General features: G+C 52.2%; 27 protein-coding genes and 1 pseudogene. 17 read left to right on the top strand and 11 right to left on the bottom strand.

All coding sequences use genetic code 11. The features are described 5' to 3' along the window. Positions 1-107 precede the first annotated feature (107 nt). The 6 genes and pseudogenes from AC6I8A_RS11025 to AC6I8A_RS11000 all read left to right on the top strand — a co-directional run bounded on the left by AC6I8A_RS11025 (position 108) and on the right by AC6I8A_RS11000 (position 2,971). A complete protein-coding gene (locus AC6I8A_RS11025; RefSeq protein ID WP_497818468.1) occupies positions 108-962 on the top strand; it encodes a phage repressor protein CI in 855 nt (284 codons plus the stop codon). A 13-nt stretch (positions 963-975) separates the two neighbouring features. Next, entirely contained in the window at positions 976-1,458 is a 483-nt protein-coding gene (locus AC6I8A_RS11020; RefSeq protein ID WP_497818467.1) for an OB-fold protein, read from the top strand. Positions 1,459-1,812: 354 nt separating this feature from the next. Then, entirely contained in the window at positions 1,813-2,025 is a 213-nt protein-coding gene (gene cspE / locus AC6I8A_RS11015) for a transcription antiterminator/RNA stability regulator CspE (RefSeq protein ID WP_007889586.1), read from the top strand. A gap of 2 nt (positions 2,026-2,027) precedes the next feature. Beyond that, a complete protein-coding gene (gene ymcF / locus AC6I8A_RS11010) occupies positions 2,028-2,171 on the top strand; it encodes a cold shock small protein YmcF (RefSeq protein WP_085982370.1) in 144 nt (47 codons plus the stop codon). A 195-nt stretch (positions 2,172-2,366) separates the two neighbouring features. Then, a pseudogene (locus AC6I8A_RS11005) lies at positions 2,367-2,686 on the top strand (hypothetical protein). 117 nt (positions 2,687-2,803) lie between these two features. After that, positions 2,804-2,971: a hypothetical protein gene (locus AC6I8A_RS11000; RefSeq protein WP_497818466.1), complete on the top strand. Its 168-nt coding sequence runs from the start codon at positions 2,804-2,806 to the stop codon at positions 2,969-2,971. Positions 2,972-3,054: 83 nt separating this feature from the next. Here AC6I8A_RS11000 and AC6I8A_RS10995 read toward each other — a convergent pair whose 3' ends face one another. Then, the gene (locus AC6I8A_RS10995) at positions 3,055-3,786 is read right to left on the bottom strand and encodes a class I SAM-dependent methyltransferase (protein WP_497818465.1); all 732 of its coding nucleotides are present in this window, start codon (positions 3,784-3,786) and stop codon (positions 3,055-3,057) included. Positions 3,787-4,042: 256 nt separating this feature from the next. Here AC6I8A_RS10995 and AC6I8A_RS10990 point away from each other — a divergent pair, with 256 nt between their 5' ends. Continuing rightward, positions 4,043-4,690, top strand: coding sequence for a metallophosphoesterase (locus AC6I8A_RS10990; RefSeq protein WP_256696613.1), 648 nt, complete (start codon positions 4,043-4,045; stop codon positions 4,688-4,690). Between the two features lie 3 nt (positions 4,691-4,693). Here the strand turns inward: AC6I8A_RS10990 and rsmF are convergent, their stop codons facing one another. The 3 genes from rsmF to yebS all read right to left on the bottom strand — a co-directional run bounded on the left by rsmF (position 4,694) and on the right by yebS (position 10,043). Further along, positions 4,694-6,118 (bottom strand): 16S rRNA (cytosine(1407)-C(5))-methyltransferase RsmF, encoded by a 1,425-nt coding sequence (gene rsmF / locus AC6I8A_RS10985; protein WP_497818464.1) that lies wholly within the window; start codon positions 6,116-6,118, stop codon positions 4,694-4,696. A gap of 72 nt (positions 6,119-6,190) precedes the next feature. Beyond that, a complete protein-coding gene (locus tag AC6I8A_RS10980) occupies positions 6,191-8,830 on the bottom strand; it encodes a PqiB family protein (RefSeq protein WP_497818463.1) in 2,640 nt (879 codons plus the stop codon). After that, a complete protein-coding gene (gene yebS / locus AC6I8A_RS10975; RefSeq protein ID WP_497818462.1) occupies positions 8,799-10,043 on the bottom strand; it encodes a membrane integrity lipid transport subunit YebS in 1,245 nt (414 codons plus the stop codon). Before yebS ends, AC6I8A_RS10980 begins: the two co-directional genes overlap by 32 nt. Before the next feature lie 217 nt (positions 10,044-10,260). On the opposite strand from yebS, the gene AC6I8A_RS10970 reads away from it, so the two are divergent. From AC6I8A_RS10970 to htpX, 4 genes are all read left to right on the top strand, one after another. Continuing rightward, positions 10,261-10,761, top strand: a complete 501-nt coding sequence (locus AC6I8A_RS10970; RefSeq protein WP_497818461.1) for a GAF domain-containing protein — start codon at positions 10,261-10,263, stop codon at positions 10,759-10,761. A gap of 96 nt (positions 10,762-10,857) precedes the next feature. After that, complete coding sequence (gene proQ / locus AC6I8A_RS10965) at positions 10,858-11,538, top strand: RNA chaperone ProQ (protein WP_497818460.1); 681 nt, start codon at positions 10,858-10,860, stop codon at positions 11,536-11,538. Between the two features lie 19 nt (positions 11,539-11,557). Beyond that, positions 11,558-13,597: a carboxy terminal-processing peptidase gene (gene prc, locus AC6I8A_RS10960; RefSeq protein WP_265297897.1), complete on the top strand. Its 2,040-nt coding sequence runs from the start codon at positions 11,558-11,560 to the stop codon at positions 13,595-13,597. Between the two features lie 220 nt (positions 13,598-13,817). Continuing rightward, positions 13,818-14,699 (top strand): protease HtpX, encoded by an 882-nt coding sequence (gene htpX / locus AC6I8A_RS10955; RefSeq protein ID WP_497818459.1) that lies wholly within the window; start codon positions 13,818-13,820, stop codon positions 14,697-14,699. Between the two features lie 51 nt (positions 14,700-14,750). Here the strand turns inward: htpX and AC6I8A_RS10950 are convergent, their stop codons facing one another. Next, positions 14,751-16,133, bottom strand: a complete 1,383-nt coding sequence (locus tag AC6I8A_RS10950; protein WP_497818458.1) for an MFS transporter — start codon at positions 16,131-16,133, stop codon at positions 14,751-14,753. A 193-nt stretch (positions 16,134-16,326) separates the two neighbouring features. Here AC6I8A_RS10950 and kdgR point away from each other — a divergent pair, with 193 nt between their 5' ends. After that, entirely contained in the window at positions 16,327-17,118 is a 792-nt protein-coding gene (kdgR, locus tag AC6I8A_RS10945; protein ID WP_497818457.1) for a DNA-binding transcriptional regulator KdgR, read from the top strand. Between the two features lie 36 nt (positions 17,119-17,154). On the opposite strand, the gene AC6I8A_RS10940 is transcribed toward kdgR, so the two are convergent. Next, positions 17,155-17,391 carry a YobH family protein gene (locus AC6I8A_RS10940; protein WP_008110416.1) on the bottom strand — a complete coding sequence of 79 codons (237 nt, stop codon included), beginning with the start codon at positions 17,389-17,391 and terminating at the stop codon, positions 17,155-17,157. A gap of 214 nt (positions 17,392-17,605) precedes the next feature. On the opposite strand from AC6I8A_RS10940, the gene AC6I8A_RS10935 reads away from it, so the two are divergent. The 4 genes from AC6I8A_RS10935 (at position 17,606) to rlmA (ending at position 19,884) form a co-directional block, all read left to right on the top strand. Then, positions 17,606-17,881 carry a YebO family protein gene (locus AC6I8A_RS10935; RefSeq protein ID WP_256696604.1) on the top strand — a complete coding sequence of 92 codons (276 nt, stop codon included), beginning with the start codon at positions 17,606-17,608 and terminating at the stop codon, positions 17,879-17,881. A 687-nt stretch (positions 17,882-18,568) separates the two neighbouring features. Continuing rightward, positions 18,569-18,643: a DUF2627 domain-containing protein gene (locus AC6I8A_RS10930; protein ID WP_110866451.1), complete on the top strand. Its 75-nt coding sequence runs from the start codon at positions 18,569-18,571 to the stop codon at positions 18,641-18,643. Positions 18,644-18,726: 83 nt separating this feature from the next. Continuing rightward, a complete protein-coding gene (cspE, locus tag AC6I8A_RS10925) occupies positions 18,727-18,936 on the top strand; it encodes a transcription antiterminator/RNA stability regulator CspE (protein WP_008110414.1) in 210 nt (69 codons plus the stop codon). Between the two features lie 141 nt (positions 18,937-19,077). Continuing rightward, positions 19,078-19,884, top strand: coding sequence for a 23S rRNA (guanine(745)-N(1))-methyltransferase (rlmA, locus tag AC6I8A_RS10920; RefSeq protein WP_479489590.1), 807 nt, complete (start codon positions 19,078-19,080; stop codon positions 19,882-19,884). Here rlmA and AC6I8A_RS10915 read toward each other — a convergent pair. The 4 genes from AC6I8A_RS10915 to manX form a co-directional block, all read right to left on the bottom strand. Beyond that, on the bottom strand, positions 19,881-20,339 hold the full coding sequence (locus tag AC6I8A_RS10915) for a DUF986 family protein (protein ID WP_061718723.1): 459 nt from the start codon (positions 20,337-20,339) through the stop codon (positions 19,881-19,883). The genes rlmA and AC6I8A_RS10915 overlap by 4 nt on opposite strands. 92 nt (positions 20,340-20,431) lie before the next feature. Beyond that, positions 20,432-21,277 carry a PTS mannose transporter subunit IID gene (locus AC6I8A_RS10910; protein WP_008110411.1) on the bottom strand — a complete coding sequence of 282 codons (846 nt, stop codon included), beginning with the start codon at positions 21,275-21,277 and terminating at the stop codon, positions 20,432-20,434. 14 nt (positions 21,278-21,291) lie between these two features. Then, positions 21,292-22,092 carry a PTS mannose/fructose/sorbose transporter subunit IIC gene (locus AC6I8A_RS10905; RefSeq protein ID WP_008110410.1) on the bottom strand — a complete coding sequence of 267 codons (801 nt, stop codon included), beginning with the start codon at positions 22,090-22,092 and terminating at the stop codon, positions 21,292-21,294. Positions 22,093-22,151: 59 nt separating this feature from the next. Beyond that, entirely contained in the window at positions 22,152-23,123 is a 972-nt protein-coding gene (gene manX, locus AC6I8A_RS10900) for a PTS mannose transporter subunit IIAB (protein WP_008110409.1), read from the bottom strand. A 510-nt stretch (positions 23,124-23,633) separates the two neighbouring features. Between manX and AC6I8A_RS10895 the strand changes: the two genes are divergently transcribed. Beyond that, positions 23,634-25,199 carry a TerC family protein gene (locus AC6I8A_RS10895; RefSeq protein ID WP_008110408.1) on the top strand — a complete coding sequence of 522 codons (1,566 nt, stop codon included), beginning with the start codon at positions 23,634-23,636 and terminating at the stop codon, positions 25,197-25,199. Positions 25,200-25,247: 48 nt separating this feature from the next. Here AC6I8A_RS10895 and pdeD read toward each other — a convergent pair whose 3' ends face one another. Then, positions 25,248-26,810, bottom strand: coding sequence for a cyclic di-3',5'-guanosine monophosphate phosphodiesterase PdeD (gene pdeD / locus AC6I8A_RS10890; RefSeq protein ID WP_293797378.1), 1,563 nt, complete (start codon positions 26,808-26,810; stop codon positions 25,248-25,250). Positions 26,811-26,869: the final 59 nt, after the last annotated feature.

The following is a 26,869-nucleotide window of genomic DNA, read 5'->3' as shown; positions in this document are numbered from 1 at the left end:
TATCTCCTCGTGGTCGTTTTGTTCTACGGTGTTTCATGTGGTGTGAATGCACTTTAGATCGTAAAAGCGATTTGGTAAATGATTATTTATCACTTATTGGTGTTTTTATGATTGAAGAGAAGGGCGTAAGCGCTCAGATTCTCGAAAGATTGATGTCTTCTTATGGCGTTAACACTCAGAAAGACTTGGCTGCAGCTCTTGAGATTCCAGCAAATAACATCAGTGGCTGGACACAACGAGACAGTGTGCCAGGTAATGCAATCATCAAATGTGCATTAGACACTGGTGTTGATTTGCAATGGTTAGTCTCAGGTAAACTTGCAAATGCAAGTTCGAGTGTTTCGGGTGAAAGAATCTCAGGTAGTGCTCTCTACCAAGAGATTATTGCAAGTGGTGGTAAGCCAGTGCTGAGACGCATCCTCGATGCATATGGCTTCACAATGCAAAAACAACTCTGCGAGCATTTAAACATTTCATCCGGCACGGTAAGTACGTGGGTGCGTCGTAATTATTTCCCTGGTGATGTAGTTGTAACTTGTGCTCTTGATACTCGAGTGTCATTAGAATGGCTGGCGACGGGCAAAGATAAGCCATCGCTCAATAGCATTGATCCTGCGTCTGACTTTTCTCAAGTTAGAAAAATTGCAAAAAGTAAATTGGCTGCTGGTAAACTTGCAGATAACGGATTCTATTATTTTGATAATTCATTTCTATCTAAAGAGATATTAGAACCATTTTTAATCGAGTCAGCATCGAAATCTTGGCTAATTGACTTAAGCCAGAAAAACATTAGCAATGGAAGATGGGTTATTAATATTGATGGTAACTTTGATGTTTATGATGTTACCAGAGTTCCGGGGAACAAGATTAACATTGTTGGCAAGTCGTCGAGCTTTGAATGCAATGTTGATGAAGTAACTCCAATTGGAGTAGTGGTAAAAACGTTAGAAAACAATATTTAGATATAAGGATATAATGATGAAAAAAGTCTTGAAGTGGATATTTTATATTTTTGTTGGATTGATGGTGATTGGATACTTCGCGGGTAAAAAGGAAGATGGCAATACTTCAACAAATTCTACACAAGCTAGTCAATCTACATCCGTTGCTAACGCCTCTACAGCGGAAGCAACTCCACCGCAAAAACCCGTTTATCAAACTACAGCACGAAAGTTGTTTAATGATTACGATGAAAATGAAGTAGCAGTTGATGAGCAGCTCAAGGGTAAGCTCGTTGCGGTTACTGGTATCGTTCAATCAATCGACAAAGACTTCACGGATTCGATTGTTATCAGTCTTAAAACTGATAACCAATTCATGCCAGCTCGTATGGATATGAAGGATTCAGAGAAGGCTACTGCAATGGGTCTTAAGAAGGGAAAACAAGTTGTGATCATCTGTGAGCGCATGTCACGAGTTGTTGGATCACCTTCTGGCCGCAAGTGCGTTTTCAATTAATATAAACCCTAGCATGGCTGTAGCCACATTGTCGCCACAGCCATCTTTAACCTATTGATTTAAAAGTGACTAATTAGTATTGGGTCTTTTTTTGTCTGTTTTTTGCGTTTTAAATTAAAAAACCACTATTACTCATCGAGAATTAAATGTTCTTTTCGCTTGCTAGTGGCGCAAATAAATGCGTTAATGCTTCGTCGGTCTGAATAGCAGACAGTTAGAAGGTTAGTTCCCATTGTATTTCTCATCCCAGTTAGTGCCGCTTCAAGCCCTTTCTCTTTGAGTCTTATCCTAAGTTCTGATTCGTATCTGCAACTCGGCCCTTACGCCAATAGGCTCATTTAAAAGGTAAAAATTATGTCTAATAAAATTCTTGGAACGGTAAAATGGTTCAACTCAGAAAAAGGCTTCGGCTTTATTTCTCCTGAAAATGGCAGCAAGGACGTTTTCGTCCACTTCTCAGCCATTCAGGGCACTGATTATCGCTCACTTGATGAAGGTCAGCGTGTTGAGTTTTCAGTTGAAGATGGTCCTAAAGGTCCGTCTGCAACAAATGTATTAGGTCTGTAATTATTCGCATTTATCATCGTTTAAGATGTCCGCATTGCCAGAGTTCACAATATCGCACCTCCGCGTTCGATATTACTAAAATGAACCCACATGGCGCTAAATGCATTTTCTGCAAATCATCAATGATTATGTTGAAAACTGCATAATAACGGATATTCTGCCCTGATAATTATTAGGGCTTATCAGGTAATTGCCTGATATCAGAATTATTAGCACTGCTGATGCAGTGCTTTTTTATTTTTAAATACCCATCTTAACGTTACTTATTCCCCCGATCGTCATCTCCCCCAGATGCTACAGTTTCTCGAAATAAATCGCCGCTTTAGTGAGAATCTTGCAAGATGTACAAGCCTGTTATTCTGATCACCATGCTGCTGAGTGGTTGCGCGCTGAAACAATATCCGCAGTCTGCAAATGTGAGCGATGTCGAAGCGCAACCTACGACTGTGCAGCACTAAATCAGGAGATTGCTAAAAGCCAAAGTGTTAAGCAGCAGATCGATAAAACTGGCGAGTTTGACGCGCTGACCATACTCGGCTTCGTCGGGGATTTTGGTATTGGTAACGGCATTGCGAAAGCCAGTGCGAACAATAAGGCTGCAGCGCGTTTACAGCAGTTGGAAAATCTCAAGGCTATGCGTTGCGAGCATAACGCGACTTAATGATGACCGGACGGGAAATAATCAGCAGAAAAGGTGCGGTCATATAGCTGCAGTCAGTCTGTGCGAAAAATGGTATAACGTTGGCGCATCTGATTAATGGCCGGATAAGGATCCTTCATGGCAAATACACAATATCTTCTCTGGGTAATGATTGGCACCTTAACGCTGCTTTGTATCTTTATTGGTGTGGTAGTTGGCCGCGCCAAAACGCCGCGTATTGGAATGCTGACATTCGCCGGTTTATTAGCCTTCTTCTTGCTGGCGATTTTTTTAATTACGCGCTAGCCGTGAACTATTAAGCACGATGCCCGCCGCAAATAACGCAGCAGGGATGTGTAAAGGCTGCATTGTGCAGCCTCAATTGAAAGTCACAGCGGTTTACGCGCTGCCAGCAAAAACATCATCGGACGATCGCGTTCTTCCGCCAGCGCGGGATTCAGCGCAACCATCTCTTCGCTCGGACCCCATTCATCGAGATGCACGATCTCAAATCCTGCGCCGATCACTGCATTAATCCAGGTCGCCAGCTTGCGATGCTGCTTCTTCACGCCATCGGCAAACCAATTGCTGATGCGTTCGCCTTCCTGCTGATAGTGATTGACCGGCCAGCTGCGTTGCTGTTGCTCATCCACTATCCATTGCTGTTGTGCAGGCGCGGTGTAAATCGGATGTTCACAGGAAAACACCAGCGCGCCGCCCGGCGTGAGCGCCTCAAACAGGGTAGCGAAAAGTACGTCAATATTGGTGAGGTAGTGCAGCGCCAGCGAGCTGTAGGCGAGATCAAAGGATTCGGTTAGCTGCAGCGTTTCTAAATCGGCGCGCTGATAGCGAATCTGCGTTCCCTGCGTCATGGTCGCGGCCTGCGCCAGCATCTTCTCGGAAACGTCCAGTCCCAGCACGTCACGCGCGCCTTGCTGCTGCGCGTATCGGCAAAACCAGCCGTAGCCGCAGCCTAAATCGAGAACACGTTTATCCTGCAGATCTGGGAGTAATGCACGCAGTGCGGGCCATTCTGGCGCGCCGTCTAATCCCTTAACGGAACGTGGCAAAGTGGCGTAACCGGCAAAAAAGGTAGGATTGTCGTAAATATTCTGGCTCATACAGGCTCCTTTATATGATGCGCAAAGGAGTTTAGGCGTTTAGCGCGGAATGTAAAGTCGCGTAATTATCCCACAAATAACAGATGTACCAGACGAGCGAGTGATTCCAGTAGCAGCAAGCTACCAATGAAAATAACGATCAATACACCAATGAATTGCTTCCGTCCGCTCATGCTGTTCCCTCCGCTGGCTAAACCTGACCAGACTATACTTTATGCCGGGCTCACTAAACTTCCAGTCAACCGGGGAAGATTACATGCTTTACCAAACGGTAAACACGCAAATGTGGCGAAAGATTTGGGTGGTTGGCGATCTGCACGGTTGCCGCGCCCAGCTCGATGCGCAACTGCAGAAGCGGGATTTCGATAAGCAGCAGGATTTGTTGCTGTCGGTGGGCGATTTAATCGATCGCGGGCCGGACAGTCCTGGCTGTTTAGCGCTGATGCAGGAACCCTGGTTTCGCTGCGTGCGCGGCAACCACGAACAGATGGCGCTCGCTGCGCTGGATGGTCGCGACCAAACCTTGTGGATGATGAACGGCGGCGAGTGGTTTTGGCAGCTGAAGGGCGCAAAATTAATTGCTGCGCGCCATGCGTTAAGACGCTGCGCTGAGTTACCGTTGATCCTGCATCTGGATTTCGGTAATCGCGTAGTAGTGATTGCCCACGCCGATTATCCTGCCAGCCATTATGCATTGGGGCAGGATGTTGACTGGCAACAAGTGGTGTGGAGTCGCGATCGGCTGGGACGCCATCAACGTGGCAGTTCAGCCCACATCGATGGCGCCAGTGATTTCTACTTTGGCCACACGCCGTTAGAACAACCGCTCAATGTGGCGAATCAGCATTACATCGATACCGGCGCAGTATTCGGTAATCATCTCACTCTGGTGCAATTGCAGTAACGCTTAACGGAACAGACGCCCGTCACGCACCAGTTCACGCGGATAACTGTTTTTAATGCGATTACCCACTTTCTTCGCCAATCCCAGCGGCTGCTGCTGGTAGGTGACGATCACTTCTTCCCGGTTGGGCAAGTTTTCCGGATGAATATCCTGACCGCGATACCAGGTTTCCGCTTCCGCATCAGTGAGTTCGAAATCCAGTGCGCTACCTGGCTGCGACAGCGCCACCACCGCTTCGTGCTGCCAGCGATAGCCTTTCGGGAAGGTTTCTGCCAGCTTAAGGCCGATACGCGAGAAGCGCACTTTACCCAGCCAATTCTCCAGCGCCGCCGGGAACAGCCACAGCTCTTTATCGCGCTGCCACAGCGTGTGGTTCTCATCCCACTGCAAACCGACGTTTGCCGCCGCCTGCTGCACTTCAGCGCTTAGCTTGCGGCTGGCCGGAGAGAAGGGCAGTTTGCCGACTTTATAGGTTGGCGTGGGTAACGCGGGAATGCTGGCGGTTTTACGCAGACGCGCGACGAAGAAACCTTCGCTATCGAAAATCTGCGGGAACACGTGCAGGAAACCTTCGGCGGTTAACGCCCGATCGGCTCCGGCGAACAGGTTGTTCAGCGGTACGATGTCAACCGCATCGGGATAACGCTGTTGCAACCAGTGAATCACCTGCTGATTCTCGATCTGATTCAGTGTGCAGGTGGAGTAAATCAGCGTGCCGCCGGGCTGCAAGGCATGGAAAGCGCTGTCGAGCAAATCGCGTTGGGTCTCAGCGATCGCTTCGGTGCTGGCCAGCGTCCAGTTACGCAGCGCGTCGGCATCTTTACGCACCACGCCTTCGCCAGAGCAGGGCGCATCGAGCAGAATGGCATCGAAACGTTCCGGCAGCGCGGCACCAAACACGCGGCCATCAAAATGCGTCAGCGCCACATTGCTGACACCGCAGCGGCTGATATTTGCATGCAGCACTTTAACGCGGCTGGCCGAGTATTCGTTCGCCAGAATAGCGCCTTCATTGCGCATCAGCGCGGCCATCTGCGTGGTTTTTGAACCCGGCGCGGCAGCCACATCCATCACCTGACGTGCATCGGGAGCGGCATCAAACAGCGCGGTGACCGGCAGCATTGAGCTGGCTTCCTGAATATAAAACAGTCCGCTCAGGTGTTCCGCTACGCTACCGAGCGGCAACGATTCGTCGTCACGCTCAATCCAGAACCCTTCAGCGCACCACGGAATGGGTGATAAGCGCCAGCCATAATCGGCGGTGCGGGCGAGGAAATCTGGCACGCTAATTTTTAAAGTGTTAACGCGTAAGCTGCGACGCAGCGGTTGCTGGCTAATAGCGAGAAAGCGTTGCAGTTCGGCGTCGTCAGCAAGGCTGGCGCGCATCAGCGCGAGGAAATCTTCGGGAAAGCGATCGGACACGGGCATCTACCGGGAAACGAAATGAGCGCGAAGTGTAACACGCGAAAAAGAATCGGGCAGCCAGGCTGCCCGATTTGCTTAGGGTTGATGAGGGTCCGGAATCGCCGTGCCCCAGTCGCGCCACGCTTTCGGCGCTTCATCCTGTAGCAGGAAGTGTTTGTTGGCGCCGGCCTGCGGTGCTAATGGCACCGTCGGCGGCGTGGCAAACTGTACGCCGCCGCGAATGAACTGTTGGAAGGTGCCGGTTTTCAACACGCCGCCAATCAGACCAAAATCGAAGTTATAGCCGGAAGCCAGCCAGAACACCGAGTTGTTACGCACCAGATGTTGATACTTCTTACTGATGCGTAGCGCTATCTGCACGCGATCCGCCATATTGCCCAGCGACGTTCCGGTGACCGTGCCCACTTCTACGCCACGGAACAGCACTGGCGTGCCCACCGACAACGATCCGGCGTCAGCGGCATCGACATAAATCGTCAGGCCGTTCAGGTAGCGTGAATCGGTGATGGTGCTTTCCTGCAGTTCGAAGGTGCGCGCCGGCGCACCTTTACCCGGATCGACGTTGAGATAAGGCTGCAACAGCGTTTCGATATGATTCACGCCCGCCGCAGAAATCTCCGGCGATACCACCGAGAAGCGACTGCCAATGCGCGCGAAGTCCTGCACGTATTCCGGATAAAGCACCGCTTTAGCGACAACCTGGTTGTTATCCGAACTCAGCGCCAGTGATTCAACCTGACCAATATTAATGCCGAGATAGCGAATCGGCATTCCCGCCGCCAGTTTGCTGGCATCATAGGTGTGCAGCGAGATCTGGCTGCCAACTGCACGCGCGGCGGTTTCGGATGCGTACAGCACGCGCTTAACGCCTTTCGCCGCCTGCGCGCCGGTCAGATTATCAAAGCTGATGGCACCTTTTAGCGCACGGTTGAGCGGAGACGCTTGTACCGTCAAGCCGCTGCCGTTGAGTTGCACTTTGGCGCCGCCTTCGGCCCAGAACACGCTCTCGCTGGTGAGCAGCTTGCGATATTGCGGCTGAATGTGAATCGAAATTTCAAACGCATCCGCGCGAGGCACCACATCCACCACTTCACCGACCTGGAATTTGCGGTACAGCAGCACTGAACCGGCCTGTACATCCGGCAAGCTTTTGGCGGTAAGTTTCAGCGTAGTTGGCGGCTGTTCCCCCACGATGCCTTCCTGGGCACGTTCCGCATCGGCATATAAAGGATAACGACTGGATGGATTGCCTTTCGCGCCTGGAATCAGGCGAATGCCGCCATCCACCCATTCGCGTGCGCTGGCGCCCAGCACCTGCATACCGTCGAGGCCAAACTTCACGTCGAGGCGGCTATTCACCACAAACTTGCTGTCGGCGTGCACCAGATTACGGTGCTCTGGGTTGATAGCTGCGACAAAGCTGATGCCATTTTCATCCAGCGTGCGTGAAATCACCTGGCCGATTTTCATGCCATACAGCATCACCGGCTGGCCGGCATCGATGCCGTAGGTTTCCGGCGCGCTGAGTTTTACCGTCAGCACGTCCGGTTTTTGTAGCAGGGTTTCGCTAGCCGGCAACACGGTGAAGTGATCCTGCGGCTCGCCTTCGCCTGGCACCAGCTCAAAGGTATTACCGGTTAACAGGCTGCTGAGATTGGTGTCGGTCAGGCTGATCTTCGGGGTACGCATCTCAATGCGCGTACCGCTGCGCATTAAACCGGTTACTGAAGGATCGACCGTTAACTCGCCGGTGACTTTGCCGCCATCCAGCAGGTTGAGTTTGGTTAAGGTGCCGACTTCCAGTCCCTGATACATCAGCGGCGTGCTATCGGCTTTCAGGTTATCGCCGCTCGGCAAATCCAGTTTCACTTGCACGCCGCGCTGACTGCGCGCCAGATCCGGATAGAGCTGGTAATTGGCATCCACCTGCGCTTGCTCACCGTCATTAGGCGAATCGAAGGCAATCGCACCGTTCACCAACGCGGCCAGGCTTTCCAGCTTCACTTTGGCCCCGCTCAGGCTGACATCCGCATCAACGCCGGAGACATTCCAAAAGCGGCTCTGCTTTTTCACCAGATTGATAAAGCGGCGTTCAATCAGCACATCAATGGTGACGCCATCGGTGCTGTTGTTCAGGCTGTAATCGTAGACGCGACCCACCGGAATTTTGCGGTAGTAGACCAGCGAACCGGTGTTAAGCGAGCCGAGATCCGGTGCACGCAGATGGATCAATAGCTCGCCGGTATTGACGCGATATTTCGGCTGAGTATCGAGCGCGGTGAAGTGATCGCTCTCTTTACCTTTGCCCGGCATCATGCCGATGTAGTTACCACCGACCAGTGCATCAAGCCCGGAGACGCCCGCCAGCGAGGCTTTCGGCGTCACCAGCCAGAATTGGGTGTCTTCACGCAGTGCATCGCGCATGTCGCTTTTGATGCTGGCCTTAATCTGGATGCTGCGATAGTCATCACTCAGCACAATGCCTTGCACCGTGCCCACTTCCACGCCCTGATAGCGAATAGGCGTGCGGCCTGGCACAATCCCGTCGGCGGTCTGGAAGTTAATGGTGATCGTCGTACCGCGCTCCTGATAATTGGTCCACAGCAGCCAGCCAGCAATCAGCAGGGCGATGATGGGCAATAACCAGAACGGCGAAATCTTGCGCTTGTTGCGCAGATTGGCGCTAGTCGGTGTAGTCGGCGTTTCCTGTTGCATGTGCATCCCAGATCAGGCGGCTATCAAGCCACTCTACAGCCATAATGGTCAGAACAACGGCGGCACCAAAATAGAAGGCGGCCGGTCCCATGGTAAAAGCCAGTAGCTGATCACGATTGACCAGCGACATGGTTACAGCAATCACGAACAGATCCAGCATCGACCAGCGGCCCACCCAGGAGACGGCGCGCAGCAGGCGAATGCGGGTTTTCAAACCCTGTTCGCATTTGAAATGAATGCTGATCAGTAAGGTCAGCATCACTAACACTTTGGTGAAGGGCACCAGAATACTGGCGATAAACACCACGGCGGCGACCGGAATATTGCCCGATGCCAATCCCAGAATGCCGGAGAAAATGGTGTCTTCACGGCGTGCGCCATTCACGTACACCACCGAAATCGGCAGCAAATTGGCGGGTATCAGCAGCACAATTGAGGCAATCAGCGCTGACCAGGATTTCTGCAAACTGTGGCGGCGGCGATAGTCGAGCGGCGTGTGGCAACGCGTGCAGCGCCCACGCTCATCAGCTACACCGGTTTGATGGCAGTTAAGGCACACCTGCCACTCTTCGGGCGGAGAAGTGGGCATCGCTTGCGGATAATACTGTTCCCACAGCTGTTCTACGTTGAGGTGAATCAGCGTCAGCAGGCTGAGCACCGTCAACGCAATATAAGCCACTAAACCGTAGCCCACTTCCAACGAGGCGTAATCTTGCACCTTGATTGAGGCCACCGCCACGCCGACAAGATAGATATCCAGCATCACCCACTCTTTGAGTTTATCCATCATCAGCAGGACCGGGCGCAGGTTCATACCCAGCGCGTTGCCCAGCCAAAGATAGAGGATGCCAACGACCAGCGTAACCGGCGCGCCAATGGTGCAAAACGCCACCATCGAAGCGGTGAGGATGTTGCCTTGTTGCGCCATCTGAATCACGCCCTCCACCAGGCTGGCGTTAATGCGCATGCCAAGCAGGCGAATATCCACCAACGGCAAGCTTAAGGCGAACGGCATCAGCACGATCATCACCACCGCCATAGCGGTGAGTCGCGTCATCGACCAGTCACGGCCGCTCTGAATTTGTGCATGGCAGCGAGGGCAATAGGCTGTCTGATGCGATTTCACATTCGGTAAGGAAAAAAGGGTATCGCATTGCGGACAACGCTGATAACGTGCGTGGGGCAACGTCTGGCTGATAGCGTGAATTTTCATAGGTGACGCAAGTGCCCATCGTTCGTTACGTTTACCGGCATGCTGAGTAGCGCAAATTTGCCTGCAATATTCGGTGGTACCAGAATACGCTTATCCACCGACTGCTAAGGGTATAGTAACTAACAAAATGATTCACCTTATGCGCCTGGATTATTAGTGCTTATTTTAACAACTGAGTGACAACAAGGTCACCACAGTGACGAGTTATGGTTGAACAATGAACAAAAAAGCTTTTTACGAGGATTTGAATCGCGATATCCGCGCTCTGTTGGCGGGCGAAACCTCGTTCCTGGCCGCGCTCGGTAATTGCAGCGCGCTGCTTTTTGAACGTCTGGAAGGCGTGAACTGGGCTGGATTCTATTTACTGACGGAACCGAACACGCTGGTGCTGGGCCCGTTCCAGGGCAAAATCGCCTGCATACGTATTCCGGTTGGCAAAGGCGTGTGTGGTACAGCGGTAGCCGAGGACAAAGTGCAGTTGGTGGAAGACGTGCACGCGTTCCCAGGTCACATCGCCTGTGACGCCGCCAGCAACGCCGAAATCGTGATTCCTCTGAAAGTAAATGGCACCCTCGTGGGTGTTTTAGACATTGATAGTACGGTTTATTCTCGCTTCGATAGCGAGGATGAAGCGGGGCTGGTGGCCCTTACCGACGGGCTTTGTGAAGTGCTGGCGGGCAGCGACATCGTAAAATTTATTCAGCTGACGCACAGCTAATCGACTGGATCACATAGCATTTGGCGATGTTGTCATTATAATGTCGCCTGTTCATGCCTGCTCTGGTCGGCAAATCCGTTGTAATCAGGAAATTTCATGGAAAATCAACCTAAGTTGAATAGCAGTAAAGAAGTTATCGCCTTTTTGGCGGAACGTTTTCCGCAATGCTTTAACGCCGAAGGCGAGGCGCGTCCGCTCAAAATCGGCATTTTTCAAGATCTGGTCGAGCGTGTTCAAGGCGAACTAAGCCTGAGCAAGACGCAACTGCGTTCTGCCTTACGTCTTTATACCTCTAGCTGGCGTTATCTTTATGGCATCAAAGCAGGTGCCATCCGTGTCGATCTCGATGGTAACGCCTGTGGCGTACTGGATGAGCAACACGTAGAACATGCGCGCAAGCAACTGGAAGAAGCTAAAGCACGCGTTCAGGCGCAGCGCGATCAGCAGAAAGCGAAGAAGCGTGAAGCCGGTGAAGAGACCGCTGAACGTCGTACGCGCAAGCCTGCTCCGCGTAAAGCTGCTGAAGGTGATGCACCGCGTAAGCCACGCCCTCAGGCGCCGCGTGCGGCCGCTACTGAACGTGCCGCAGCGCCGCAGCCACCGCGTGCTAAACCTGTCACTGATACCTCAACGTTGCAGCCCGGCCAGAACATTAAAGTGACCGCAGGCAAAGGTGCAATGGACGCTACCATTCTGGAAATAACCAAAGATGGCGTTCGGGTTCAGCTCGCTTCCGGCATGGCTATGATTGTGCGCGCAGAACATTTGCAGTTCTGAAACGGAGGCTGACCCTGGCATGAACACTATTTTAAAGATCGGTATGATCGCGGGCCTGCTTTTAGCAGGCCCCACCTTTGGTGCAGATAATATTACCCGCGCCGACCAGATTCCCCAGCTACACGAAGATCCACAGCATCCCACCGTCAGCGAACGCGTTACCTCGCGTTTTACCCGCTCTCACTATCGCCAGTTCGATTTGAATCAGGATTTTTCCGCGAAAATTTTTGATCGCTACCTGAATCTGCTCGACTACAGCCACAACGTGCTGCTGGCATCGGATGTCGCGCAATTCGCCGATAAGAAAACCACCGTCGGTGATGAGTTCCGCAGCGGTAAGCTGGATGTGTTCTACGATCTCTACAATCTGGCGCAGAAACGTCGCTTTGAGCGCTATCAATATGCGCTGAGCGTGCTGAACCGCCCAATGAATTTCACCGGCAATGACACCATTGACATTGACCGGGCAAAATCGCCATGGCCGAAGAGCGTTGATGAGCTCAACGCGCTGTGGGATGCCAAAGTTAAATATGACGAACTGAGCCTGAAACTGGCCGGTAAAGATGAGAAAGAGATCCGCGAAACGCTGACCAAGCGTTACAACTTTGCCATCCGTCGTCTGGCGCAAAGCAACAGTGAAGATGTGTTCCAGCTGGCGATGACTGCGTTCGCGCATGAAATCGATCCGCACACTAACTATCTTTCACCGCGCAACACCGAGCAGTTCAATACCGAAATGAGCCTGTCGCTGGAAGGTATTGGCGCAGTGCTGCAGATGGATGACGATTACACGGTGATCAACTCGATGGTCGCAGGTGGTCCGGCGGCGAAGAGTAAAGCGATCAGCGTCGGCGACCGCATTGTCGGTGTCGCTCAGCCGGGCAAGCCAATGGAAGATGTGATTGGCTGGCGTCTGGATGATGTGGTTTCAAAAATAAAAGGACCGAAAGGCAGCAAAGTACGCCTGGAAATCCTGCCAGCCGGTAAGGGCACGAAAACCCGCACCGTCACGCTGACGCGTGAAAAAATCCGTCTGGAAGATCGCGCCGTGAAAGGGACCGTGCACAACGTTGGTAAAGAGAAGGTCGGCGTGCTCGACATTCCTGGCTTCTACGTTGGCCTGACTGACGATGTGAAGGTGCAGCTGCAGAAATTGCAGAAGCAGAACGTCGACAGCGTGGTGATCGATCTGCGTACCAACGGCGGTGGCGCCCTGACCGAAGCCGTTTCACTCTCTGGCCTGTTTATTCCTAGTGGCCCGGTGGTGCAGGTGCGTGATAACAATGGACGCGTGCGCGAAGACAGCGATAACGACGGCATTGTCTATTACAAAGGTCCGCTGGTGGTGCTGGTCGATCGCTTCAGTGCTTCGGCGTCTGAAATCTTCGCTGCGGCGATGCAGGATTACGGTCGTGCGCTGATTGTCGGTGAACCGACCTTCGGTAAAGGCACCGTGCAGCAGTATCGTTCTCTGAACCGCATTTACGATCAGATGCTGCGTCCTGAGTGGCCAGCGCTGGGTTCCGTACAGTACACCATTCAGAAGTTCTACCGTATCAACGGCGGAAGTACTCAGCGTAAAGGCGTAACGCCGGATCTGCTGATGCCAACCGGCGTCGAAGCGGCAGAAACCGGAGAGAAGTTCGAGGACAACGCGTTGCCTTGGGACAGCGTGAATGCGGCAAGCTACACCAAGACCGGCGATATCGCGCCGCTGGTACCGCAGCTGACCAAAGAGCACGCCGCTCGCATCGCTAAAGATCGCGAGTTCCAGTACATCATGAAAGATATTGCGCGTTTCGATGCGATGAAAGACAAGCGTAATATCGTGTCGCTCAATCTTGCTCAGCGTGAGAAAGAGAACCGCGAAGATGATGCACTGCGTCTGGAACGTATCAACGCACGCTATCAGGCGGAAGGCAAAGCGCCGCTGAAGAGCATCGAAGATCTACCGAAAGACTATAAAGAGCCCGATCCGTATCTGGATGAAACGGTGAAAATCGCTAACGACATGGCGCAGCTGGAAAAATCTCAGCCTGCAGCCGAAAGCGCGAAATAACCGTCTGGCCTATGAAACAGCACCGCTTCGGCGGTGCTTTTTTTTAGGCTAAAATCGTTATTAAGCGCGGCTGATGCACTGAAGTGCGCACTTCACTTCCTAATGTAAAGTTATGTCTTTTTAGGCACTTAAAGATTAAGGTTGCTTGAAATGCGCGGCGATGACCATAGGATAGATATCCGCGCATATGCGCGTGCACAACTGAGGAAGATTAACGTTTATGATGCGTATTGCTCTTTTCCTGCTCACCAACCTGGCGGTGATGTTGGTATTCGGACTGATTTTGAGTCTGACAGGAATCCAGTCAAGCAGTGTTCAGGGTCTGATGATTATGGCAGGTCTGTTTGGCTTTGGCGGTGCGTTTGTTTCACTGCTGATGTCCAAATGGATGGCGTTACGATCCGTTGGCGGTGAGGTCATTGAACAACCGCGTAATGAGACGGAACGCTGGCTGATGGAAACCGTCGGCCGCCAGGCACAACAGGCTGGCATTGCAATGCCGCAGGTGGCGATTTATCACGCGCCCGACATTAACGCCTTTGCGACAGGTGCGCGCCGTGACGCGTCACTGGTCGCTGTTTCCACTGGCTTGTTGCAAAACATGAGCCGCGATGAAGCGGAAGCGGTGCTGGCGCACGAAATCTCCCACATAGCTAACGGTGACATGATCACCATGACGCTGATTCAGGGTGTGGTGAACACCTTTGTTATTTTCATCTCGCGTATTTTGGCGCAGATTGCTTCCGGCTTCCTGTCGGGTAACCGCGACGGTGAAGAGAGCAGCAACGGAAATCCGATGGTCTATTTTGCCGTCTCGATGGTGTTGGAACTGCTGTTCGGCTTCCTCGCTAGCATCATTACCATGTGGTTCTCACGTCACCGTGAATTCCACGCCGATGCGAGTTCCGCGAAACTGGTGGGTCGCGAGAAGATGATTGCCGCGCTGCAACGTCTGAAAACCAGCTACGAGCCGCAGGAGCCAGGCAGCATGATGGCATTCTGTATCAACGGTAAAAACAAATCGTTGAGCGAGCTGTTCATGTCGCACCCGCCGCTCGATAAACGTATCGAAGCGCTGCGCAGCGGTGAATACCTGAAGTAGTCATTGTCGACATACCAAGAACAAGGGCGCCAGATGGCGCCCTTGTTGTTTTCAGGATTCGACAGTCTGCCGTGTCTGCGTCATACGCGCCAGGCTCACCACGGCGGCGACGCTGGCAAAGCTGCCCGCCAATAGCAGTGACGCGTGCGTGCCGCTATCGTTGAACAGATTAAACATCAGCGCCACCAGCGCCGCGCCGCTGCTTTGTCCTACCAGACGCGCGGTGCCGAGCATGCCGCTGGCGCCACCGCTGCGATTACGCGGTGCTGCGGTGATGATGGTGTGATTGTTAGGTGACTGGAACAGGCCAAAACCGGCACCGCATAGCATCATGCGCCAGATGATATCCCCATCCGTTGGCTGAGTCGGCAACAGCGCCAGCATGAACAGGCCGGCAGCGAACATCGCTAATCCCAATCCGCCCAACAATCCGGCATGGAATTTCTCTATCAGTCGACCCGCAATCGGCGCCATCACCATGGTTGCCAGCGGCCACGGCGTGAGCAGCAAACCGGTTGCTACTTCATCACGACCCAACACGTTTTGCAGGAAGAACGGCAGCGCCACCATCGCCAGCATCTGCGCGCAGAATGAGCAAATTGAGGTGCCAATCGACAGCGAAAAGATCGGAATGCGCAGCAAATCCACCGGCAACAATGGCACCGGCATCGCCAGTTGGCGACGGACAAACACGATGCCCACCAACACTAATGCCACCAACTCGGCCACAATCAACCAGCCGTTTTGCCCTTGCGAGAAGCCGCTCAGTGCTGTAATCAGCAGGCCAAAGAACAGGGCATTCATTACGGCGCTGGGCACGTCGAATTTCTGTTGTTTGGCTTTCTGCGGGTTATCCGGCAGGAAACGCAACGCCAGCCATAACGCAACGATGCCAAGTGGAATGTTGATCAGGAACAGCCATTTCCAACTGGCGACGGAAAGAATCGCTGCCGCCACAGTGGGGCCAGCCGCACTCGACACCGCAACGATCAGCGAGTTGATCGCCATACCGCGTCCGAGAAAGCGCTGCGGATAGATGATGCGGATTAAAGCCGTGTTGACGCTCATCAGCGCTGCGCCACCAAAGCCTTGCAGCACGCGGGCCACGGTTAGCGTGTTCAGTGATGAGGAGAGGGCGCAAAACAGCGAGGTGGCGATAAACAGCGCAAGTCCAACCTGATAGACGCGGCGGTAGCCAAGCATATCGCCAAGAAACGATAGAGACAGCAGCGAGATAACGATAGCGATTTGATAGGCGTTAACAATCCAGATCGATTCGGCTGGACTGGCATTCAGTTCACGGGCAATGGTCGGCAAAGCCACGTTGGCGATAGCCCCATCCAGCACCGCCATCATGATACCGAGTGCAATGGTAATGATCGCGCCATAGCGCTGTGGAATGGGCAATCCATCCTGAGCAACAGTAGAAGGCATAAGTTAGGTAAGTAAAGGAAGTGAATATCATCATGCTAATCAATTCGCTGCCGAAAAGCACCGCATTCATTGACATAAAATTACGTGTGGATGTGTCACTTAGCGTCAATCGTTGCCGCCATCAGGTTGAAACGCATATACTGGCGCTTCTGTTCCGTTTTTTTTGAAACACTGTCAAAAAAGGATACGCGCCATGGCGAGCAGCGATAACGATAAACAGCCGGACTCGGTTTCATCGGTGATGAAAGTGTTTGGCATTCTGCAGGCGCTGGGCGAAGAGCGCGATCACGGAATCACCGAATTGTCCCAACGCGTGATGATGTCGAAAAGCACCGTCTATCGCTTTTTACAGACCATGAAATCGCTTGGTTATGTGGCGCAGGAAGGGGAAAGTGAGAAATACTCGCTGACGCTTAAGCTGTTTGAGCTCGGGGCCAAAGCGTTACAGAACGTCGATCTGATTCGTAGCGCCGATATTGAGATGCGTGAGCTGTCACGTCTGACCAAAGAAACCATTCACCTCGGTGCGCTGGAAGAAGACAGCATCGTCTATATCCATAAAATCGATTCATTGTATAACCTGCGCATGTATTCGCGCATCGGCCGCCGCAATCCATTGCACACCACCGCAATTGGTAAAGTGTTACTGGCATGGCGCGATCGCGCTGAAGTACAGGAGATCCTCAGCGAAGTGGAGTTCCGCCGCAGCACTGCCAAAACCATTGTCACTGCAGAAGCGCTGCTGGCGGTGCTGGATCAGGTGAAAGAGCAGGGATTTGGCGAAGATAATGAAGAGCAGGAAGAGGGCTTACGCTGTATCGCGGTGCCGGTGTTTGACCGCTTTGGTGTGGTGATTGCGGGATTGAGCATCTCGTTCCCCACCATTCGTTTTTCAGAAGAAGCCAAAAATGAGTATGTGGCGATGCTGCACCGTGCGGCGCACAATCTGTCTGAACAAATGGGCTATCACGACTATCCGTTCTGAAATGAAAAACGGGCTGTTTCCAGCCCGTTTCAACGTTTAATTGTCGACCACTTCGCCACTTTTCTTCAGCAGTGGGCAATCCGTTACGCCGACGATACCGCTGTCTGTGTGCAGATACTGTGCTGTAATCATGCCGCGTGCGGTCAGATAACTGCATTGCAGTCCCAATCCCGCCGCATTCTTATTGCTGCCGGTGAGTACGCCATAGCCGGTTAGCAGCATCGCCAACCAAATTAGTGCCACCAGCATAATCGTCCGAATAAGTAGTTTCATCTTTTCTCCTTGTGATACACAACGCAGCGCGTCCAACATGGCTGCGAATCTACTGTAGCAGCATGCCTCGCTTTCGCTATCGAATCGATCAGAGATAACTGAAAGAGGTCTTGCGGGATAATCTGCTTTCCGTCGCTACCCATTATCTTTTGCCCCGGCAACGAGTAGAATCAGCGGCGGAGTAGAGGTTTGATTTTTGACTACAGAGGCAGTTATGAACGAATTAGCCGCAAACACCAGCCCGCTGTTCAACTATGGCGTTCTGGCCATCATCATTCTTGTGGCCTTTATTGTCTGGTTCTTTGTTAACCGGGCTAGCGTGCGTGCCAGTGAGCAGATCCGTTTGCTGGAAGCCGTTATCGAAGAGCAAAAGAAACAGAATGTGCTGCTGCGTCGTCTGGTTGACGCACAGCCATCCACAGCAAAACCACTAGCGGATGAAGACGCGGATGAAAAACGCGATTTTATTCGGATGATCCCGGAACGTTAAGGCGTTGGAAGGGGGTGAATTAATCGCCGACAGGGCAACCGGCTGCGCACTGAAATGGTGCGTGGCGGGATAATGCCATTTAGTGAATTCGCTTCCTGAATCAAGTATGAATAGCGATGATCTCTGCCAGAAAGAATTTCAACTAAGATTAATCCTAAGGAGTTTTTGTTAAATCAAGCTCATCAATGTTTTTTTTAACATTTAATTGTTGGGTTGATAGTTAAAATTGAGATAAATGCCACCTAATGTTAATGCGTTTATATGGGGCGCATATTATTGGTTTCTCCTGATTTTGGTGCAAAGCAATTAATAACTTATACCTGAGAAAACTATTTGTACAAGATTTGAACGGCGCGCAGTTGTTGTGTGGCTGGCGAACTTTTTAGTGGAATATTTTATTGATGCCATATTAGTGCAATATTTATGTCGTACTTTTTACCCCTTTAAAATGTACCTGTTTAGACATTACCGCTGCGCTTGACTAAGTGAGGATTAGGCGCTAACTATACTGACTGATAACCCTTTTTTGCGCACCTTACGGGTTGGGTGTCAATATGTTGATTGATGAAGTGCAGCGGCAATTAACTAATTATGTGCGTCACGTCGATCACCGTTTAAAAATGGCTTGCCATTAATTTACGGATATGTGATAACAAATCGTGGGTCAAACGAGGTACAGTTCTGTTTATGTATGGCATCTTCAGTAAAGAAGTTACGAGTAAAGACGTTGACGTTGAATACCGCTTCCTTGCCGAACCTTAAATTAGTGCCTCATTCAGTAATGTCTCTGGTTTATCTGTAAGTCTGCCTGCGGGCAATATAATCATTGAAAGGAAATTTGCGAAATGGCAAAGATTAAAGGTCAGGTTAAGTGGTTCAACGAGTCTAAAGGTTTTGGTTTTATTACTCCTGCTGATGGTAGCAAAGATGTGTTCGTACACTTCTCTGCAATCCAGGGCAATGGTTTTAAAACTCTGGCCGAAGGCCAAAGCGTTGAGTTCGAAATCCAGGACGGCCAGAAAGGTCCTGCTGCGGTCAACGTTACCCCAATCTGATTTCGCCCTCAGGCTCGGTGCCATGCACCACTGAAACGAATCCTAAAGCCCCGTTCACTGAACGGGGCTTTTTCTTTTATCCTTTCTGTAGCCAGATGATCAGGGTAAACTGCGCCGCGAATTGCTAACCCGGAGTTATCTATGTCTTTGATTTGCCCACTTTGTCATCAGCCTTTATTGCAGCAGGCGAATAGCTTCCGCTGTGATGCTGGGCATCAATTTGATCAGGCCAAAGAAGGGTACGTCAATTTGCTGCCGGTGCAGCACAAAGGTTCGCGCGAACCGGGCGATAGCGCTGAGATGCTGCAGGCACGTCGTGCCTTCCTCGATGCTGGACATTATCAGCCGTTGCGCGCGGGTGTTGCCGAAATCCTTGCGCAGCACCTGAGTAATCAAAATTCGCAGCTATTAGATATCGGCTGCGGAGAAGGCTATTACACCGCAGCATTGGCCGATGCGTTGCCGCAGGCACAACTCTTTGGTCTGGATGTCGCAAAAGCAGCGATTCGCATGGCCGCTAAACGCTATCGCACGGTGAAATTCTGCGTGGCCTCCAGCCAGCGTTTGCCTTTTGCCGATGCTTCTCTGGATGGCGTAGTGCGCATTTATGCGCCTTGTAATGAAGAGGAGCTGAGCCGTGTGATTAAAGCGGGTGGCTACCTGCTAACGGTGACGCCGGGACCGCATCATTTGCAGCAGTTCAAGGCGCTGATTTATCGCGAAGTACAGCTGCATGCGGCGGAAGAAAAGGTATATGCCGGTTTTAAGCAGATCGATCAGCAAAACCTGAATTACAGCATGACGTTGAGCGGAAGTGAGGCGGTGAGCTTATTGCAGATGACGCCATTTTCCTGGCGTGCGCGCGAAGAGGTGTGGCAGGACCTTGCGGCATCCAGCGAGTTTACCTGTGATGCCGACTTCATGCTAACGTTGTGGCAGCGCGATTAACGCGCTTCCACCAGCGTATTGTAGATACGTTCCAGATCATCAAGCTGTTTGACGGCAATCAGCAGGCGACGCTGCTCCAGTTGCATCACCAGAATGCCGTCTTCCGACAGGTTCATACTCTGAATGCGAGCGTAATCGATCCACACGCTGCCAAAAAACAGTCCATTTTCCTTCATCAGCAGCTTCGGGCTACGCACCCAGAATAGCCAAATCGCCATAAAGCACAGCACCATCAGCAAATTGGTGGTGAGTTGCGTGCCATGTTTATCAATGTTGTTCCACAGAAGAATGAGCAGCAGCACCACGAAAATGGCGCTATCGATCTTATGGCGACGGCGCAGCGCGACGCGCAGTTTGGTCGGGCCGTTGCGGCGCGGCAGGATCGCTTCATCATAGATAGCGAAAAGAATGAAGCCTGCAATCAGCAGGGCGATCAGCGCGTCAGTCAGTGACATAAAATACTCTTCCTCAATCGAAATTACCTCAACGTGGGCGCTCAGGTAATGCCGCTCAAAAATAGCCGGGAGCGTGGCTCCCGGCTGGCTGATTACAGACCGAGCAGGCCGATCCAGTAACCGAAGATACCGAGGGCGAAGAAGCCGACGATAATCCACAACGCATTCACCTTACGACGCAGCAGCCACATACAGCCAAAGGTCAGCAGCAGTGGAATCAGGCCAGGCATCAGCTGATCGAGAATCGATTGCACCGTGGTAACCGTGGTTTTACCGGTCTGGTCGGTGATGCGCGACACCACCAGCGGCACATTCACATGCGTCCACTTGTTAACCAAAGCCCCCATAACAAAGAGGCCGAGAATCGACGCGCCCTCCGTCAGTTTCTGCAGGAAACCGCCGCCCATATCACTGACGATATCCACACCTTTACGGTAGCCGTACGCCACACCGTAGTAACGCGTTAACAGACGAACCGCGTTAAACAGGATGAAGAACAGTAACGGACCTAACAAGCTGCCGCTCATGGCGATACCAGCACCGAGTGCAGCAAACACCGGACGCACGGTACCCCAGAAGATCGGGTCACCTACGCCTGCCAGCGGCCCCATCAGACCCACTTTGATGCCGTTAATCGCCGCATCATCAATCGGCGCACCGTTGGCACGCTGCTCTTCCATCGCCATGGTAACGCCCAATACCGGCGCTGCCACGTAAGGGTGGGTGTTGAAGAACTCCAGGTGACGTTTAATCGCCTGTTTACGTTCGTCGTTGTTTTCTGGATAGAGGCGACGAATCACCGGCACCATTGAGTAGCAAAAACCCAGCGCCTGCATACGTTCAAAGTTCCACGAACCCTGAAACAGGTTAGAGCGCAGGAACACACCACGGACATCGCCGGGGGTGAGTTTCTTTGGAGTGTTAGTTGTATCAACCATGATTTCACCTGTTCCTAGTCGAGTTCGTTATCGAGGTCATTGTTTGCAGGACCGGCATTTGCAGCACCTGCAACGCGGTTATATTTCGGTGCCAGCTGGATATACAGCACCGCCATCACCACGCCAATCACGCCGAGCGCAACCAGATTGAAGTTGGTGAAGGCTGCAGTAACGAAGCCAAGGTAGAAGAACGGCATCAGGTAGCCCGCGCGCATCATATTGATGACCATCGCGTAACCGACTACCACGATCATGCCGCCGGCGATGTTCAGGCCGTTGGTGACCACTTCAGGAATCGAGTTCAGCAGTTCCTGAACCACGTGCGTACCAACAGAAATCGCCACGATCAAAGCTGGGATGGCAATACGCATCGCCTGCAATACCAGCGCAGAAACGTGGATCCAGCTAATCGCATTAAGGTTACCTTTCTCGGCTGCCTTATCGGCGGCGTGCTGGAAGGCGACAGTGATGGTACGCACGATGATGGTCAGAACCTGACCGGCTGCGGCCAGTGGAATCGCCAGCGCGATACCAGCACCGACGCTTTGACCACCAGCGATAACCAAAATGGTTGAGATAATCGAAGCCAGCGCCGCATCTGGTGCAACAGCCGCACCAATGTTCATCCAGCCCAGTGCAATCATCTCCAGCGTACCGCCGATGATGATACCGGTTTTCATATCACCGAGGACTGCACCAATTAAGGTACAAGCCACCAGCGGACGGTGGAACTGGAACTCATCAAGAATCGATCCCATCCCGGCGATACAGGCCACAATAAATATCAAAATGATTTGTAGCGTGGTTATCTCCATTGCATTTCTCCTCTGCAAGGTCTCTAAAATTCGCCCACATGTGCAGGCAAAAGGGCGAACTACGGATTGACCTTGGCGATCAGGTCCATCATTTTCAGTCGCTGATCGCTGGAGACTTTACGTACTTCCAGTTCGATACCGCGTTCATTAAGTTTGCGGAATGCCGTGATATCTTTTTCATCCACCGATACCGCGTTGTTCACCTGCGTTTTGCCCTGACGGAACGCCATGCCACCAATATTGACCGACTTAATGTCCACGCCTTGCTCAACAATCCTCACTACATCCGTGGGATTGGTGAACAGCAGCATCACTTTATCCTGGCCATATTTCGGGTTGTTCCACACGCGAACCATCTTGTCGACATCCACCACATGCGCGGTGACGCCCGGCGGGGCCACCTGCGTCAGCAGGGTTTTGCGCACATGATCGTTGGCCACTTCATCAGACACTACGATAATGCGACTAACGTTGGTCTCTTTGGTCCAGCGCGTGGCCACTTGCCCGTGAATCAAGCGGTCATCAATACGCGCCAGGCCGATTTTCATGTGATCGCCAGGTGCCATCGGTTTTTGCGGCTGAGCGGGCGCTTTCGCTGCAACCGGAGCCGGTGCAGCTGCGGCTTGCGCAGGCGTTTCAGTCTTGAGGGCTTTAACACCTTCACGACCGGCTTCTACCGCGATGTGAATCAGTTCTTCCAGCGATGGATTGTCATCGCGTCCCATCAGGGTTTCCACCAGCATCGGAATGTTGACGCCGGCGATGACATCATAGCCATCCTTGTCCACCACAATGCGGCTGGCCGCATTAAATGGACTGCCACCCCAGGTATCGACCAGGAACAACACGCCCTTTGACGTGTCGAGGTCTGCCAGCCGTGCCTGATACTTTTCGATTAGCGTTTCTGCATTTTCGCCGGGAACGAAATCAATCCATCCGACATTTTCCTGCTCACCCAACAGCATCTCTGCTGTTTTAAGCAACTGTTCTGCCGCCCAGCCATGTGTACCAATTACAATAGCAATGGTCACTTGCTACCTCCGTTCGCGTGAGAGATTCTCTGGCATTGCCGGGAATCGTTGAAAATTACCGTTAGTGTTTCAGGTGGATCGTTAATGATGTGATTGAGAAAGAGCATCAATAAATAAAACGAAACAATCCGCTGCACAGCGATAAGTCGCGATTTATTTTAGTGATCGAAAAAATAAATTATGTGATGTTTGTCAGCTATTTCGAGCGTAACGGCGCTAATGTGCACTTTTGTTCGTTATTCATGCGTTCACGTAGATATTTGTAAATGTAATAAATTTTTTTGACGTCGTTGATGTAACTGATACATTAGCGTTCTGTTTTTTATTCAGGAGTACCGGGCTTCAGCTCACCTTTATGGACCGTCACCGACGTCGCTCAACATGTTCTCAGCGCTATTCCGCGCCTGCTTTTACGCTCTTCAGCGTTATCACCAACTGTAACGATCCCACGTCTCGCCCTCTGGTGCAGATGCAATTTCGTACGCCATCACGTTCGGTAAGGAGTCATTGATGGAATTTCTCTTCGACCCCTCAATTTGGGCGGGTTTGCTCACGCTGATCGTGCTGGAAATCGTTCTCGGTATTGATAACCTGGTGTTTATCGCCATCCTCGCGGATAAATTGCCGCCAAAGCAGCGCGATAAAGCCCGACTGATTGGTTTGTCGCTCGCCCTGATTATGCGTCTTGGCTTGCTGTCACTCATCTCCTGGATCGTGACGCTGACGCGACCCCTATTCAGCGTAGGCGATTTCAGCTTTTCCGGACGAGATTTAATTTTGTTGTTCGGTGGTTTGTTCCTGTTATTCAAGGGAACCATGGAACTGCATGAGCGACTCGAGAACCGCGGACTCGAACATCAGGGCAATAAGAGCTACGCCAGTTTCTGGGCGGTGGTGATTCAGATCGTCGTGCTGGATGCGGTGTTCTCACTGGATGCGGTGATTACTGCGGTGGGTATGGTGAACCATCTGCCGGTGATGATGACTGCGGTGGTAATCGCTATGGGCGTGATGCTGCTGGCCTCAAAACCGCTGACGAATTTTGTTAACGCACACCCAACGGTGGTGGTGCTGTGTCTGAGCTTCCTGCTGATGATTGGTCTGTCGCTGGTGGCCGAGGGCTTTGGTTTCCACATTCCTAAAGGTTACCTGTACGCGGCGATTGGCTTCTCGATCATCATCGAGCTGTTTAACCAGATTGCGCGCCGTAACTTTATTAAGCATCAGGAACATCGCCCGATGCGTGAACGCACCGCCGAAGCGATCTTGCGTTTGATGGGCGGACGCCAGCGTAAGCAAGCGACGACCACGGAAGAAACCTCGTTGACCGAAGCGATGCCGCAGGAAGCGTTTAAAGACGAAGAACGCTACATGATTAACGGCGTATTGACGTTATCGCAACGCTCAATCCGCAGCATCATGACGCCGCGCGGTAACATTTCGTGGGTGGATGTTTCGCGCCCGCTGGATGAAATCCGTATTCAGCTGCTGGATACGCCACACAGTTTGTTCCCGGTGTGTCGTGGTGAGCTGGATGAAATCATTGGCGTGGTGCGTGCTAAAGAGCTGCTGGTGGCGCTGGAACACGGTATGGATGTGGCAACCTTTGCTGCTAATACCCCGGCGATTGTGGTACCGGAAACGCTGGACCCAATCAATCTGCTGGGCGTGTTGCGCCGAGCTAAAGGTAGCTTCGTGATTGTTACCAACGAGTTTGGTGTGGTACAGGGCTTAATCACGCCGCTGGACGTGCTGGAAGCGATTGCCGGTGAGTTCCCGGATGAAGATGAAACGCCAGATATCATTGCCGATGGCGACGGTTGGTTAGTGAAGGGCGGTACCGATCTGCACTCGCTGCAACAGCTGCTGGATCATCACGAGTTAGTGAAGGCCGATGAAGATCACGCTTCGTTAGCCGGTTTGTTGATTGCGCAGAAAGGCCAGCTGCCGCTGCCGGGCGAGGTGATTGATTTGCCGCCGCTGCACTTCCAGGTGATTGAGGCGACCGATTACCGTATCGACCTGGTGCGCGTGACCAAAGATAAGCCATTCGATCACGAAGAACACGCCGAGTAAGTAAGCTGATTGATGCGAGTAAAAACGGCCACATAAGTGGCCGTTTTTTTATGCGCTTAACTGCGCCTGATGCTGCTCCAGCCACTGCGGGAAATCTTCAATCGGCATGGGACGCGCGTAGAAATAGCCTTGCAGATGGTCAACGCCGCGCTCACGCAAATAGTGCGCCTGTTCCGCAGTTTCCACACCTTCCGCCACCAGCGAAATATTCAGGCGCTGCGCCAGCGAGATCACCATATCGGTCACGGTCGCGTTAATGGCGTCGGTGCCAATGGCGGCAGTAAAAATCTTGTCGATTTTAAGCACGTCCGGTTTGAGGTCTTTCAGGTAAGCCAGCGAACTGTGGCCAGTACCGAAATCATCAATTGCCAGACGCACACCAATCTCATGCAGCTGCGACACCACCGATTGATCGATAATCGGCAGGGCATCACGCTCCGTCAGCTCGACCACCAGTTTCGGCATCGGATTGGCGGGCCACCAGATATTCTGCAGATCTTCCACAATGGCGCGATCGCGGAAATGGCTGGCGGCAACGTTAATCGCAATATGGAACGACGGACATTGCGGCAGGTTGGGCAGCTCATCCACCACTTTCGCCAGTACGAAGCGGGTTAACGGCGCGATCAGGTTCTGGCGCTCGGCGAGCGGAATAAACACGTCCGGCGCAATCCAGCCCTGACGTTGGTTATGCCAGCGCAGCAGCAGTTCCATGCCGTCACACTCGCCGCTTTTGGCGTTAATCAGCGGCTGGCAATAGACCATAAATTCGTTAGCGGTGATGCCATAACTGATCTGCCAACTGAGACTCATACGGTTGGCGGTCGCCAGCCAGACGATGTAACCCATCAGCAGGCTCAGCATCAGCGCCAGCGGCAACTGAGAAGGCAGCGTGTTGAGCGCCAGCCAGGCGGGTGAAGGGCCGTACAAGGTGATGCTGAACGGATAACGCAGCGATGCCTGATCGTAAGCCACTTCATCTTCAGACGGTTCGGTTTGCTCAATCAGCGGATTGCCGTATTCAAGGCTCTGACCACCGACGTTAAAGATCGCGCGCTCCACCCACGGCAACTGCGGCTCGAGCAGATAGTTGGTCATCAACTCAATATTAATGACTTGCAGCAGACCTTCGCGGTTATCCAGCGATTTTGGCGTCCACAGCAGCAGCACCGGCGATCCTTTCAGCAGATCATTATCCGTGGCTAACATCATGCGCTGATTATTGATGGCTAACTCAGGGTAGGTTTGGCTGAAGGAGAGGTGTTGCGGGCCGAAAATGCTGGAGCAGTAGAGCGTGTCTTCCTGAACCAGCAACACGGTGCGCACGGTTTGCAGCGCGGCAATTTTCTCAATCAGCGGATAACGCACTTGCGCACAAGGTACGCCAACCAGACCGAGCGTGTTGTTTGCGGAAACATCCAGCGGCGAGAACATACGATCAAAGCGTTCAATCGCGCGGGTGGCGAAATTCAGCGACTGCTGCTCAATGCGCGATTTCTCTTCGATATAACGAAAAGTTAGCGTCAGGACCAGAACCAGCGAGGCGATCACTAACGCAATAAGCAGTCGCTTACGGCGAAATTGACCCACAAATTGCTGGGGAATGAGCATCAGTAACCACCTTGCAAAACAAAGATTGAAGCCAAATTAACGTGTAGGTTATCGGCATT

Source organism: Pantoea sp. X-Soil-ISGK-275 (genome assembly GCF_059730795.1).
This window is presented reverse-complemented; position numbering and strand designations above follow the sequence as displayed.

Coding starts and splice junctions, on each gene's coding strand:
- AC6I8A_RS11025 (WP_497818468.1), top strand. CDS start 108: ATGATTGAAGAGAAGGGCGTAAGCGCTCAGATTCTCGAAAGATTGATG.
- AC6I8A_RS11020 (WP_497818467.1), top strand. CDS start 976: ATGATGAAAAAAGTCTTGAAGTGGATATTTTATATTTTTGTTGGATTG.
- cspE (WP_007889586.1), top strand. CDS start 1,813: ATGTCTAATAAAATTCTTGGAACGGTAAAATGGTTCAACTCAGAAAAA.
- AC6I8A_RS11000 (WP_497818466.1), top strand. CDS start 2,804: ATGGCAAATACACAATATCTTCTCTGGGTAATGATTGGCACCTTAACG.
- AC6I8A_RS10995 (WP_497818465.1), bottom strand. CDS start 3,786: ATGAGCCAGAATATTTACGACAATCCTACCTTTTTTGCCGGTTACGCC.
- AC6I8A_RS10990 (WP_256696613.1), top strand. CDS start 4,043: ATGCTTTACCAAACGGTAAACACGCAAATGTGGCGAAAGATTTGGGTG.
- rsmF (WP_497818464.1), bottom strand. CDS start 6,118: ATGCCCGTGTCCGATCGCTTTCCCGAAGATTTCCTCGCGCTGATGCGC.
- AC6I8A_RS10980 (WP_497818463.1), bottom strand. CDS start 8,830: ATGCAACAGGAAACGCCGACTACACCGACTAGCGCCAATCTGCGCAAC.
- yebS (WP_497818462.1), bottom strand. CDS start 10,043: ATGAAAATTCACGCTATCAGCCAGACGTTGCCCCACGCACGTTATCAG.
- AC6I8A_RS10970 (WP_497818461.1), top strand. CDS start 10,261: ATGAACAAAAAAGCTTTTTACGAGGATTTGAATCGCGATATCCGCGCT.
- proQ (WP_497818460.1), top strand. CDS start 10,858: ATGGAAAATCAACCTAAGTTGAATAGCAGTAAAGAAGTTATCGCCTTT.
- prc (WP_265297897.1), top strand. CDS start 11,558: ATGAACACTATTTTAAAGATCGGTATGATCGCGGGCCTGCTTTTAGCA.
- htpX (WP_497818459.1), top strand. CDS start 13,818: ATGATGCGTATTGCTCTTTTCCTGCTCACCAACCTGGCGGTGATGTTG.
- AC6I8A_RS10950 (WP_497818458.1), bottom strand. CDS start 16,133: ATGCCTTCTACTGTTGCTCAGGATGGATTGCCCATTCCACAGCGCTAT.
- kdgR (WP_497818457.1), top strand. CDS start 16,327: ATGGCGAGCAGCGATAACGATAAACAGCCGGACTCGGTTTCATCGGTG.
- AC6I8A_RS10940 (WP_008110416.1), bottom strand. CDS start 17,391: ATGAAACTACTTATTCGGACGATTATGCTGGTGGCACTAATTTGGTTG.
- AC6I8A_RS10935 (WP_256696604.1), top strand. CDS start 17,606: ATGAACGAATTAGCCGCAAACACCAGCCCGCTGTTCAACTATGGCGTT.
- cspE (WP_008110414.1), top strand. CDS start 18,727: ATGGCAAAGATTAAAGGTCAGGTTAAGTGGTTCAACGAGTCTAAAGGT.
- rlmA (WP_479489590.1), top strand. CDS start 19,078: ATGTCTTTGATTTGCCCACTTTGTCATCAGCCTTTATTGCAGCAGGCG.
- AC6I8A_RS10915 (WP_061718723.1), bottom strand. CDS start 20,339: ATGTCACTGACTGACGCGCTGATCGCCCTGCTGATTGCAGGCTTCATT.
- AC6I8A_RS10910 (WP_008110411.1), bottom strand. CDS start 21,277: ATGGTTGATACAACTAACACTCCAAAGAAACTCACCCCCGGCGATGTC.
- AC6I8A_RS10905 (WP_008110410.1), bottom strand. CDS start 22,092: ATGGAGATAACCACGCTACAAATCATTTTGATATTTATTGTGGCCTGT.
- AC6I8A_RS10895 (WP_008110408.1), top strand. CDS start 23,634: ATGGAATTTCTCTTCGACCCCTCAATTTGGGCGGGTTTGCTCACGCTG.
- pdeD (WP_293797378.1), bottom strand. CDS start 26,810: ATGCTCATTCCCCAGCAATTTGTGGGTCAATTTCGCCGTAAGCGACTG.